We start from the raw sequence: 11,943 nt of genomic DNA, 5'->3' as shown, positions 1-11,943 counted from the left end.
AGCATGGATAAAAAACAAGTAGACGCCGCGCATACTGAAAGTGCTGATGAGGCGTTGCAGTATATTGTTGAAGGCTTCCGGCGCTTTCGTAAGGAAGTCTTTCCTCAACAAGAGGAACTGTTCAAGAAGCTTGCGCATGAGCAAACCCCACGCGCCATGTTCATCACCTGCGCCGACTCGCGCATCGTTCCAGAGCTAATTACCCAGACCAACCCGGGCGACCTGTTCGTCACACGCAACGTCGGCAACGTCGTACCGCCTTATGGGCAGATGATGGGCGGCGTTTCAACGGCGATCGAGTTTGCGGGGATGGCGCTCAATTTGCACCACATCATTGTTTGCGGCCATTCCGACTGCGGCGCAATGAAGGCAGTGCTCAACCCCGAATCCCTGGAGCGCATGCCAACGGTCAAGGCCTGGTTGCGTCATGCCGAAGTGGCGAAAACGGTAGTCACAGAAAATTGCGGCTGCGTTGACCACCACACCACGCTGGGCTTGTTGACCAAGGAAAACGTGTTGGCGCAACTCGATCACTTGCGCACTCACCCTTCAGTGGCAGCCAAAATCGCCAGTGGCCAAATCTTTGTCCATGGCTGGGTCTACGATATCGAGACCAGTGAGATCGTCGCCTATGACGCCGAGCTGGGCGAGTTCCGCTCGATTGATGAAGGCCCAATGCCCCTGGCAACACCGCGCGCCCGCTACCGTCACGACTGATCGACAAACCGTTGTTCTGTTGGCGAAAGAACGGCGATAACCCTTTAAACCAGGGTTATCGCCGACGTTCTATTGGGTAGTGCGCTGCCCATCGAGCACCAGTTCAACCCCTAGCTGCTCAGAGAAACACGGCCAGCGCTTCCAGGCGGCTTCGGTTGTCGGCGCACCCAAGCGCTCGCGATAAGCCACGACAGAGTCCTGCTTGAAGCTGTCTTTGTCGAGCATGCCCATGACCGTGCGATGCACAGCTTCATCCAGTTGATTGGCAAAGGGTTCGCCGATCAGTTGGTGGGCGACGAGGTTGGCAACCGTGGTATCCAGTGGAATCAGCGGCTGGCCAAGGTGCGCGATATACAGGTCGTTCACTTCCTCAACCAGGCGATGGGCCAAGTAGGCCTCGTCGAGCAAACCATCAAGTCCTTCATGTCCAGACATTAGTTCGGGCGGTTGTAGGAAAAACTGTTCGGCGACCTTGAGCACCGGCTTTATCCGGCCCTCTATACCAGCCTCGCGCGCAACCTGTGTCGCAGCATCGATGACTTGCGGCACCTCTTCGATATAAGCCGTCACAAAGCCGATAAGAACCGCCAGAGGATTGGCTTCAGGTAAGCGGATCGATGGGTGGATATCTTTGAGTTTCGCCTTCAACTGCGTGGCCAGTTGGCCGGTGTTCGCCTCATGTTCCAGCGCTTTGTTGATAAGTTCGCGTAAAGCAGGGGTGTTCATGGCAGCTCCTTCTAGCGAGGGCCTTAGTACTTATATTGGCAGCGAGCAGGCCAATAACTATCTGGCTCGGCAATCAACTGCTGATGGGTAGTCACTCCATAGACTAGAACGGATCCAAACGATTACAGATGCTTCGACATTCGCCGATTCCCAGGGCAAACAGACCCATGCAACCCTAGTTGCTGTCTGCTTTAGTCTAAGACGCGATTGTCATAAACCCAAAAATTTCTATACCAGCCCGCTATAACGATTGCCTGGTAGCTTTTGCAAAGCCGCGCCGTCCGTGGGGTTTGGGACCTGCCTTGCGAAGTCTCAACCATTTCAGCTTTCACATTGCGGGCTGCTAGTCGCCGACTATACTCCAGAGCGATAGGCACTGCTTGATGGAACCGGACGGGCTTCGGCACGGAGAGGGCTTGACAGTTGTTGCTACAGACCCAGGCCGTTGACACGCGCCTGGGCTTGGCAGTTGATCCCTTTGCCGCGGGCTTCGCCGGCGGGATAACAAGAATCATAAGGGGAACCCGCGATGTCGCGACATCCACGTGTTTGGATGGGGCTACTGCTGTGTTTGGCGTTCAGCACCGCTGAGGCGAGCTGGACGGTGAACATGACGCCAGGAGCCACCGAGGTAAGCCGCACTGTCTTCGATCTGCACATGACCATCTTCTGGATCTGCGTGGTCATCGGCGTCATCGTGTTTGGCGCGATGTTCTGGTCGATGTTTATTCACCGCCGCTCCACCGGCCAAGTACCCGCCAACTTCCATGAGAGCACCACGGTCGAGATTCTCTGGACAGTAGTGCCCTTGCTGATCCTGGTATTGATGGCGATCCCCGCCACAAAGACCCTGATCGACATCTACGACACCTCCGAATCAGATGTCGACATTCAGATCACCGGCTACCAGTGGAAATGGCACTACAAGTATCTTGGACAGGATGTTGAGTTCTTCAGCAACCTGGCGACACCTTCCGAGCAAATCCACAACCAGGCCGACAAGGGCGAGCATTACCTGCTTGAAGTCGACCAGCCACTGGTGGTGCCCGTGGGCGCAAAAATTCGCTTTCTGACCACCCCCGCCGACGTTATCCACGCCTGGTGGGTGCCCGCGCTGGCGGTGAAAAAGGATGCGATCCCCGGCTTTATCAATGAATCCTGGACACGCATTGAGCAGCCAGGAATCTACCGCGGCCAGTGCGCCGAACTGTGCGGCAAGGACCATGGCTTCATGCCGATTGTGGTCGAGGCCAAGTCGAAGACTGACTACGAAGACTGGCTGGCTAAAAAGAAAGCCGAGACAGCCAAGCTCAAAGAGCTGACCGAGAAAGACTGGACCCTGGAAGAGCTGGTAGCGCGCGGCGACAAGATCTACCACACCACATGCGCCTCCTGTCACCAGCCTGAAGGCCAAGGCTTGCCGCCTATGTTCCCGGCACTGGATGGCTCGAAAATCGCCACTGGGCCAAAAGAGAATCACCTCAGCACGGTTTTCCATGGCGTACCTGGTACGGCAATGGCCGCCTTCGGCAAACAACTGTCTGAAGTCGATATCGCTGCCGTCGTTACCTATGAGCGTAATGCTTGGGGCAACAAGGTGGGCGATATGGTCACCCCAAAAGAAGTGCTAGAGCTCAAGCAAGCCGAGGAGCAATGACATGAGTGCAGTGATCGACCACGGTCATGCAGGGCATGACCATCACCACGGCCCCGCTAAAGGCCTGATGCGTTGGGTACTGACCACCAACCACAAAGATATTGGCACCATGTACCTATGGTTCAGCTTCGCCATGTTCCTGCTTGGCGGTAGCTTTGCCATGGTCATTCGTGCGGAGTTGTTCCAGCCTGGCCTGCAAATCGTGCAGCCCGAATTCTTCAACCAAATGACCACCATGCACGGCCTGATCATGGTATTCGGCGCAGTAATGCCGGCGTTTGTCGGGCTGGCCAACTGGATGGTTCCGCTGATGATCGGCGCCCCAGACATGGCCCTGCCGCGCATGAACAACTTCAGCTTCTGGTTGCTGCCCGCAGCCTTTGCCTTGTTGGTCAGCACCTTGTTTATGCCGGGCGGCGGGCCAAACTTTGGCTGGACCTTCTATGCGCCATTGTCGACGACCTACGCGCCCGAAAGCGTAACCTTCTTCATCTTCGCCATTCACTTGATGGGGGTCAGCTCGATCGTGGGCGCGATCAACTTGATCGCGACCATCCTCAACCTGCGTGCACCGGGCATGACCCTGATGAAAATGCCGCTGTTCGTCTGGACGTGGCTGATCACCGCCTTCCTGCTGATCGCGGTGATGCCGGTATTGGCGGGTGTGGTGACCATGATGCTGATGGACATTCACTTCGGCACCAGCTTCTTCAGCGCAGCTGGCGGCGGTGACCCGGTGTTGTTCCAGCATGTGTTCTGGTTCTTTGGCCACCCCGAAGTGTACATCATGATCCTGCCGGCATTTGGCGCCGTCAGCTCGATCATCCCGGCCTTCGCGCGCAAGCCGCTGTTCGGCTATACCTCGATGGTTTACGTGACAGCCTCGATTGCCTTCCTGTCGTTTATCGTCTGGGGGCACCACATGTTCACCGTCGGTATTCCGCTGACCGGCGAACTGTTCTTCATGTATGCCACGATGCTGATCGCCGTGCCCACCGGGGTCAAGGTGTTCAACTGGGCGAGTACCATGTGGCAAGGCTCGATGACCTTCGAGACGCCGATGCTGTTCGCCGTGGCTTTCGTCATCCTGTTCACCATCGGCGGCTTTTCCGGGCTGATGCTGGCGATTGCACCGGCCGACTTCCAGTATCACGACACCTACTTCGTGGTGGCGCACTTCCACTATGTACTGGTGCCCGGCGCGATCTTCGGCATCTTTGCCTCGGCGTACTTCTGGCTGCCCAAGTGGACCGGACACATGTATGACGAAACCCTCGGCAAGCTGCATTTCTGGATGAGTTTCATCGGCATGAACATGGCGTTCTTCCCCATGCACTTCGTCGGCCTGGCCGGCATGCCACGGCGGATTCCGGACTACAACCTGATGTTCGCCAACTTCAACATGATCTCCTCCATTGGCGCATTCATGTTCGGCGCCACCCAGTTGTTGTTCCTGTTCATTGTGATCAAGTGCATTCGCGGCGGTAAGCCTGCACCAGCCAAGCCTTGGGATGGTGCGGATGGGCTGGAGTGGACCATTCCTTCGCCTGCGCCTTACCACACCTTCAGCACGCCACCTGAAGTCAAATAAGGAGCTCCCATGAACAGCCCAATGCCCAACCGCCGTCTTGTGCTTCGCCTGTTAGGCGTGGTGGTGGGCATGTTCGCCTTTGGTTTTGCCCTGGTCCCGATCTATGACGTGATGTGCCAGGCATTCGGCATCAATGGCAAAACCAGCGGCGCTGCCTATGAAGGCGCCCAAGTTGAAAACAGCGCGCGCGAAGTGCGGGTTCAGTTCCTGGCCACCAACAATATCGACATGCCTTGGGAATTCAAGCCCATGGCCGATGATCTCGTCGTGCATCCCGGCGGCACCAACCAGATGCTGTTCGTGGCCAGTAACCCAACGGATAAACCCATGACGGCTCAAGCCATTCCAAGCATTGCACCGTCCAATGCGGCCGCGTATTTCCACAAGACCGAATGCTTTTGTTTCAGCCAGCAAATACTCCAACCCGGCGAACGAATCGAAATGCCGGTGCGATTTATCGTTGATAAAGACCTACCCGCCGACGTGCATCACTTGACGCTGGCGTACACCTTGTTTGATGTCACTGACCGCGTACCACCCGTCGCGCAGGTCAGCCCCAAGCAATGAGCGTAGTTTCGCCTTAAATAAGGAGAACAAAGATGGCGTCTCACGAAACCTATTACGTCCCCTCGCAAAGCAAGTGGCCGATCATTGCTACGCTTGGCATGCTGATCAGCGTCTTCGGTGTTGGCACCTGGTTCAATGACATGTCTGCCGAACGCCCTGACTCCCACGGTCCACTGATTTTCTTTATTGGCGGCTTGTTCCTCGCCTACATGCTGTTTGGCTGGTTCGGCAGCGTGATCAAGGAAAGCCGTGGTGGCCTGTACAGCCCGCAGATGGATCGCTCGTTCCGCTGGGGCATGAGTTGGTTCATCTTTTCCGAGGTGATGTTCTTTGCCGCATTCTTCGGCGCGCTGTTCTATGTTCGCAACCTTGCCGGTCCCTGGCTTGGCGGTGAAGGTGCAAAAGGCGTTGCCAATATGCTGTGGCCGAACTTCCAGTTCAGCTGGCCGCTGCTGCACACCCCCGATCCAAAACTGTTCCCGCCACCAAGCGGTGTGATTGATCCTTGGCACCTGCCATTGATCAACACCATCTTGCTGGTCAGCTCCAGCTTCACCGTGACCTTCGCTCACCATGCCCTGAAAAAGGACAAGCGCGGCGCGCTAAAAGCCTGGCTGGCACTGACAGTGGTACTCGGTGTGGCCTTCCTGTTCTTGCAAGCCTACGAATACTACGAAGCCTACAACCACCTGGGCCTGACTTTGGGCTCGGGAATCTATGGCGCCACATTTTTTATGCTCACGGGCTTCCATGGCGCCCACGTCACCATGGGCGCGCTGATTCTATTCGTGATGCTGATGCGAATTATGAAGGGCCACTTCAACCCGGAGAAACACTTCGGGTTTGAAGCTGCCAGTTGGTACTGGCACTTCGTGGATGTGGTCTGGCTCGGCCTGTTTATCTTCGTCTACGTGCTCTGAACAAGTGCTGGGCACTTGGCGGTACAAGGCCCATGAATGCGGGAATCACCAGGTGACATGCCTGACCAACTGGCCGCTGTAAAAACCACAGGCGATAAGCGCTACGGTTGCAGCGGTAAAACTAACCCGGACAGTCAGCGAATTGACCACTCGCGAACCATGGCCTTCATCCTTGACCAAGAAGAACAGGCCGCTGAACAAGCTGAACAAGGTCGCAAGCAAGAGAAGGATTATCGCGGCTTTGAGCATGCGTGACTCCTTTAAGGCTCCGGGGGGAGATAAATGCGCTCAACCAGCAGTATAGCCAGCTCCGCCAGATTACTCGGGCAGACGTCATGAGCGGCTTTCGTCCGGGCGCTATTCCCAGCATAGCAGTGCTGGTCTTGCTGCCCGTGCTGGTTGCCCTGGGCTTCTGGCAGCTTGACCGCGCCGAACAAAAACGGCAAATGCTCGCCGCCCATCAACTGCAGGAAGTCGCAGCTCCCATCAGCCTTAACCAACTTGAAGGCCTGACTGACACCGCCTACGTGCGGGTTAAATTGCAGGGCTCATTCGACAGCAACCACAGCCTGTTGCTGGACAACCGCATTCGCGACGGCCATGCAGGCGTTGAAGTGCTGCAACCCTTTTACGACCAGGCCAGTGGCTTGTGGGTGCTCCTCAATCGCGGCTGGCTGCCATGGCCGGACCGCCGCGTAACCCCAGCATTCAGCACGCCGGACTCACAGCTACAACTCAATGCATCGGTGTATCAGCCCCTGGGCGATGGCCTGCAACTACAGGATGTCGCCGCCAGCAGCGCCTGGCCAAAACTGATCACCAAGGTCGACGCAAAAGCCCTGTGGCAACAACTCGGGCGTGCCGGATTGGCTGCCGAGCTGCGAATCGAACCCGGCCCAGCTGCGTTTGAAACCCAGTGGCCAGTGGTCTCGATGAGTCCAGACAAACATCTCGGCTACGCCGTGCAGTGGTTTTCCATGGCCCTGACGTTGCTCGGATTATTCATTTACCTAGGTGTGCATAACGCACGGGAGCCGCACAATGAACCCAAGCATCACCATGCCTGATACCGCACCGAACAACAGGTTCACCGGGCGCCTGCAATTGCTCCTGATACTGGCCATAGTGATTGGCCCCATGGTGCTGGCAACGGCCATGTATTACGGCAACTTCTGGGTACCGGAGAGCCGCAATTACCACGGCGAGCTACTGGGTAACGGGGAAAATCTCCAGAGCCTCGGCATCAGCGACGCCGCAGACAAACGCTGGCAGTTACTGGTAACTGCACCAAACGCCTGCGCGGATGATTGCAAGAAGCTGGTGTTCCTCGCCCGCCAAATCAATATCGGCCTTAACCGCGATGCCACGCGAGCAACCCATACGCTCGCCACCAGCCAGCCGGTTAGCAGCGATTACGACAATCAACTCAAACGCGAATACCCACAACTCACCCAGCATTCGCTGGACCTCTCCGCCTATCAGAAAACCTTGCGCCAGACCGACGCCAAAACCGGAGCAGCACAGCTGTGGATTGTCGACCCACACGGCAATCTGGTGCTGCGTTATGACAACAGCAACAACGGTAAAGAAACACTGAAAGACCTGCAGCACTTGCTCAAACTGTCGCGCATTGGCTGAAAGCAGATTTGCACTTAGGAGTGTGCTTGATGACTAAACCGGGCTATCGCTTTGCATTGTTCGCCACCTTGCTTGCAGCCGTTGTGGTGATGCTTGGCGCCTACACGCGCCTTAGTCATTCAGGGCTGGGCTGCCCGGACTGGCCCGGTTGCTACGGGTTTATCGGCGTACCCATGAGCGAACACGCGCAAGGGCTGGCAGAGTCACGATTCCCGGCAGCACCGGTCGAAGTCGCCAAGGGCTGGGCAGAAATGATCCATCGCTACTTTGCCGGCACCCTCGGCCTGGTGATTCTGGGCTTGGCGCTACACGCCTTGAGACAACAGGGGCAACAGGCGCAACCGCTGAAGCTGCCGTTACTGCTGCTTGGCCTGGTGATAGTGCAAGCGGCCTTTGGCATGTGGACTGTCACTCTCAAGCTGTGGCCACAAGTGGTCACCCTGCATTTGCTAGGCGGCTTCGCCACCTTGAGCCTGTTGTTCCTGTTGACCTTGCGACTATCGGGAAAGGCGCCGCTGATCCCTTCGATCCCACCCCAGTTGAGGTGGCTTGCAGGCGCATCACTGGCCTTGGTTATCGGCCAAATCACACTCGGCGGCTGGGTCAGCAGTAACTACGCTGCAGTTGCTTGCGTCGACCTCCCCCGCTGCCACGGTGAATGGTGGCCAGCGATGGATTTCGCCAATGGCTTTCATCTCAGCCAGCACATTGGCCCTAACTATCTTGGTGGTCAGCTCGACAGTGATGCGCGCACCGCGATTCACATGACTCACCGGATCGGCGCCCTGCTCGTCACCTGCATGCTTATGCTTTTGGCCTGGCGTCTGCGCGCTGCGGGCCTGCGGCGCCTGGCTGGCGGGGTTTTAGTCGCCCTGGCCATGCAGGTTGGCCTGGGCATCAGCAATGTCATTTTCCACCTGCCGCTGCTGGTCGCTGTAGCGCACAACGCTGGCGGCGCGGTACTGCTGATGAGCATGATCCTGGTTAATTACCGCGTGCGCGCACCGGCAACCGCGGGCAGGCGAATCGCAATCGAAGAAGGTTTTACTGCGCAAATCAGACGGCGTACAGCCGTCTAACGCATCGGAATAAGTAGAAGGAGTCACCCCATGGCAACTCTATTACGCGAACAGGCCGGACACCTTAGCTGGAGAGATTTCCTCGAGTTGACCAAACCCCGTGTCGTGGTGCTGATGCTGATCACCTCGCTGGTCGGTATGTTTCTCGCGACGCGGGCGGGCGTGACCTGGCAGGTATTGATTTTCGGCAACCTGGGCATTGGTTTGTGCGCAGGCGCTGCCGCCGCAGTGAACCATGTGGTCGACCGGCGAATCGACTCGATCATGGCGCGCACCCACAAGCGCCCAGTCACCTCCGGACGCTTGTCGCCGTTACTGGCGCTGAGCTTTGCATTAGTACTGGCCGTTAGCGGAATGCTGCTGTTGCTGGCATTTACCAACGAGCTGGCCGCCTGGCTGACCCTGGCCTCGCTGCTCGGTTATGCAGTGCTCTATACCGGTTTTCTCAAGCGTGCGACGCCGCAAAATATCGTTATTGGGGGTTTGGCTGGCGCGCCACCACCGCTGCTTGGCTGGGTTGCAGTCACCGGGCATATCAGTGCCGAGCCGTTACTGCTGGTGCTGATTATCTTCGCCTGGACACCACCGCACTTCTGGGCCCTGGCCATTCACCGCAAAGAGGAATACGCCAAGGCCGATATCCCGATGCTGCCGGTCACACACGGTGAACACTACACAAAGATTCACATCATTCTTTACACCTGCATGATGTTCGCCGTTACCCTGCTGCCTTACGCAATCCACATGAGCGGTCTGCTGTATCTGGTCTGCGCGGTCATTCTGGGCGCACGCTTTCTCCAGTGGTCGGTGGTGTTGTACCGTGACAGCAAACCGCACGCAGCGATCAACACCTTCAAGTACAGTATCTGGTACCTGTTCCTGTTGTTTATCGCCTTGTTGGTGGATCACTACTTGTTCTTCAACCTATAGATTTTGGTGCCATGACCCGTACTCAGACTACCGTTTTTGTTCTTGTCGCTGTCATCGCCCTGGTACTGGGGCTCACTGTAAACAAAGTGCTTAACAGCAAAGCCCAGGCTGACCCAACCAAGCTGCTCGATGCGGGTATCGTCTTACTGCCTCAAGGTCGTGACGTGCCGACCCTCGACTTGGTTGACCAGAATGGCAAGCCATTCAAGACCTCGCAGCTCAAGGACAAATGGAGCCTGCTGTTTTTCGGCTACACCTTTTGCCCGGACATTTGCCCGGCCACACTGGCCGAACTGCGCGAACTGAAAAAAATGCTGCCCAAAGAGGCTGTGGATAATTTGCGCGTCGTGCTGGTCAGCGTTGACCCACATCGCGATACGCCGGAACAACTGAAGAAATACCTTGGTTACTTTGACCCCAGCTTCACCGGCTTGACCGGCGAAGAAAAGACCATCGAAAAACTCGCCAACGGCGTCAGCATTCCATTTATTCCAGCCGACACCAGCAAGCCCAACTACACCGTTGATCACAGCGGCAACCTGGTGATTGTAGGCCCGGATGGCAGGCAGCGCGGCTTCATTCGCGCCCCGCTGAATAACCAGAAACTTGCGGCGCAACTGCCTGAGTTGCTAATGCAAAAAGACTAAAAGTCGCCAGGGGCAAACAACGTGCAGTTTGCCCCTGCGCGATCAGTTGCTCATCATTTGGCAAACATCTGCGACAGGTCCTTGAAGGCCTTGAACTCAAGCGCATTACCGCAAGGGTCAAACAGGAACATGGTCGCCTGTTCACCCCCCCGCCCCTTGAAACGCACATAAGGCTCGATCACGAACTCGGTCTGCCGCTCGCGCAGGCGTAGTGCCAGTTGCTCCCAATCCTGCCAGCCCAATACCACGCCAAAATGCGGCACCGGCACGTCATGGCCATCGACTGGATTGCTTTGCGCGTGGCTTTGCGAGTCTGTCTTCGGGCTTTCGTGGATGACCAACTGATGGCCAAAGAAGTCGAAATCAACCCAGTGATCACTGCTGCGACCTTCTGGGCAACCAAAGACTTCACCGTAGAAGTGCCGGGCAGCCTTTAAGTCATAAACCGGAATAGCCAGGTGGAACGGAGCGAGAGCCATGCAGATGTCCTGTTGAGGTAAGCCAGTCGCCTCAGTTTAGCTACAGTAAAAGTGATTAAAAGCGAATATTATTGCGCTCAACCTCAAATTAAATTGATCAATCGAGACGTCCATGCTTCGCGAGCTGAAAACCTTTTTGCTGGTTGCAAAGTACGGCACCTTCGCCGCGGCAGGTCAGCACGCGGGGCTGACTCAATCGGCGGTAAGCGCGCAAATGCGTGTGCTTGAGCAAGGGCTGGGCCTGCGTTTGTTTGACCGCAGCGGTCGCGCGGCCGTGCTTAATGCCGCAGGCCGGCATGCGCTGCCGCTGACGGAACAAATGCTCGGGCTTTATGCACAAATGGCTCTGCCAACAGCCTTGGCTGAATGGCGCGGCGAGTTGAAAGTCGGGGCGATTGCCAGCGTGCAGACCGGCTTGCTGCCTGATGCCTTGCCAAGCTTTCGAGCCCAGGCGGCGCAGGTCGAGGTCAAGATCATCCCTGGGGTTTCCTTGAACCTGCTTGGCCAGATCGATGCAGGCGAAATCGACCTGGCATTGCTGATCAAACCGCCATTCGACCTACCCAAGGAACTGCTCGAAGTCAGCCTGGTGCGCGAGCCATTCGTACTGATAACCCCTCTGTCAGTCGAGGTCGATGAGCCGCTGAAAATACTCGCCGAACAGCCTTTCGTTCGCTATGAGCGACGCTCGTTTGGCGGCAGGCTGGTGAGCGGGTTCTTACGCGAGCAGCAGATTGATACTCGCGACACCCTGGAGCTGGACGAGCTGGAAGCCATAGTCCGGATGGTTGAGAACGGCATGGGCGTATCACTGATCCCCCGTGCGGGCCTGTGGCTGCAACGGCCCACGCAATTGCGCGTCATAGAACTGGGCCCGCTGACCTTTCACCGCGAACTGGTAGCCCTGCTGCGTCGCGCCCAGCGCCAGCCAGCACTCGATTGCCTGCTTGAGTGCCTGACCCCGGCATACACGCCTGCCCACAACTGAACGT

The 11,943-nt window shown here is 56.9% G+C and carries 14 protein-coding genes; 11 read left to right on the top strand and 3 right to left on the bottom strand.

The window, feature by feature from the left end; all coding sequences use genetic code 11:
* Positions 1-3 precede the first annotated feature (3 nt).
* Positions 4-717, top strand: a complete 714-nt coding sequence (locus PSES9_RS0114565) for a carbonic anhydrase (protein ID WP_010488088.1) — start codon at positions 4-6, stop codon at positions 715-717.
* Between the two features lie 69 nt (positions 718-786).
* On the opposite strand, the gene PSES9_RS0114560 is transcribed toward PSES9_RS0114565, so the two are convergent.
* Positions 787-1,443: a hypothetical protein gene (locus PSES9_RS0114560; RefSeq protein WP_010488087.1), complete on the bottom strand. Its 657-nt coding sequence runs from the start codon at positions 1,441-1,443 to the stop codon at positions 787-789.
* 529 nt (positions 1,444-1,972) lie between these two features.
* Between PSES9_RS0114560 and coxB the strand changes: the two genes are divergently transcribed.
* Genes coxB through PSES9_RS0114540 form a run of 4 tightly spaced genes read left to right on the top strand, consistent with a single transcriptional unit; the run spans position 1,973 to position 6,178 of the window.
* Positions 1,973-3,100: a cytochrome c oxidase subunit II gene (gene coxB, locus PSES9_RS0114555; protein ID WP_010488084.1), complete on the top strand. Its 1,128-nt coding sequence runs from the start codon at positions 1,973-1,975 to the stop codon at positions 3,098-3,100.
* A gap of 1 nt (position 3,101) precedes the next feature.
* Positions 3,102-4,691, top strand: a complete 1,590-nt coding sequence (gene ctaD / locus PSES9_RS0114550) for a cytochrome c oxidase subunit I (RefSeq protein WP_010488083.1) — start codon at positions 3,102-3,104, stop codon at positions 4,689-4,691.
* 9 nt (positions 4,692-4,700) lie between these two features.
* A complete protein-coding gene (locus tag PSES9_RS0114545; RefSeq protein WP_010488077.1) occupies positions 4,701-5,258 on the top strand; it encodes a cytochrome c oxidase assembly protein in 558 nt (185 codons plus the stop codon).
* A gap of 32 nt (positions 5,259-5,290) precedes the next feature.
* On the top strand, positions 5,291-6,178 hold the full coding sequence (locus PSES9_RS0114540) for a cytochrome c oxidase subunit 3 (protein WP_010488076.1): 888 nt from the start codon (positions 5,291-5,293) through the stop codon (positions 6,176-6,178).
* 45 nt (positions 6,179-6,223) lie between these two features.
* Here PSES9_RS0114540 and PSES9_RS0114535 read toward each other — a convergent pair whose 3' ends face one another.
* Positions 6,224-6,427 carry a twin transmembrane helix small protein gene (locus PSES9_RS0114535; protein WP_010488074.1) on the bottom strand — a complete coding sequence of 68 codons (204 nt, stop codon included), beginning with the start codon at positions 6,425-6,427 and terminating at the stop codon, positions 6,224-6,226.
* A gap of 86 nt (positions 6,428-6,513) precedes the next feature.
* On the opposite strand from PSES9_RS0114535, the gene PSES9_RS0114530 reads away from it, so the two are divergent.
* Genes PSES9_RS0114530 through PSES9_RS0114510 form a run of 5 tightly spaced genes read left to right on the top strand, consistent with a single transcriptional unit; the run spans position 6,514 to position 10,472 of the window.
* Positions 6,514-7,245 carry an SURF1 family protein gene (locus PSES9_RS0114530; protein WP_010488072.1) on the top strand — a complete coding sequence of 244 codons (732 nt, stop codon included), beginning with the start codon at positions 6,514-6,516 and terminating at the stop codon, positions 7,243-7,245.
* Positions 7,220-7,816, top strand: a complete 597-nt coding sequence (locus tag PSES9_RS0114525) for a hypothetical protein (protein WP_010488070.1) — start codon at positions 7,220-7,222, stop codon at positions 7,814-7,816. The genes PSES9_RS0114530 and PSES9_RS0114525 overlap by 26 nt, the downstream gene beginning before the upstream one ends.
* A 29-nt stretch (positions 7,817-7,845) precedes the next feature.
* Positions 7,846-8,895 (top strand): COX15/CtaA family protein, encoded by a 1,050-nt coding sequence (locus PSES9_RS0114520; RefSeq protein ID WP_010488068.1) that lies wholly within the window; start codon positions 7,846-7,848, stop codon positions 8,893-8,895.
* Positions 8,896-8,925: 30 nt separating this feature from the next.
* Positions 8,926-9,825, top strand: a complete 900-nt coding sequence (gene cyoE, locus PSES9_RS0114515) for a heme o synthase (RefSeq protein ID WP_010488066.1) — start codon at positions 8,926-8,928, stop codon at positions 9,823-9,825.
* Positions 9,826-9,836: 11 nt separating this feature from the next.
* Entirely contained in the window at positions 9,837-10,472 is a 636-nt protein-coding gene (locus PSES9_RS0114510; RefSeq protein WP_010488064.1) for an SCO family protein, read from the top strand.
* 53 nt (positions 10,473-10,525) lie between these two features.
* Here PSES9_RS0114510 and PSES9_RS0114505 read toward each other — a convergent pair whose 3' ends face one another.
* Positions 10,526-10,951 (bottom strand): VOC family protein, encoded by a 426-nt coding sequence (locus PSES9_RS0114505; protein WP_010488062.1) that lies wholly within the window; start codon positions 10,949-10,951, stop codon positions 10,526-10,528.
* 112 nt (positions 10,952-11,063) lie between these two features.
* Between PSES9_RS0114505 and PSES9_RS0114500 the strand changes: the two genes are divergently transcribed.
* Positions 11,064-11,939, top strand: coding sequence for a LysR family transcriptional regulator (locus tag PSES9_RS0114500; protein ID WP_010488060.1), 876 nt, complete (start codon positions 11,064-11,066; stop codon positions 11,937-11,939).
* Positions 11,940-11,943: the final 4 nt, after the last annotated feature.

It is taken from the genome of Pseudomonas sp. S9, from assembly GCF_000222125.1.
Lineage (GTDB): Bacteria > Pseudomonadota > Gammaproteobacteria > Pseudomonadales > Pseudomonadaceae > Aquipseudomonas > Aquipseudomonas segetis.
This window is presented reverse-complemented; position numbering and strand designations above follow the sequence as displayed.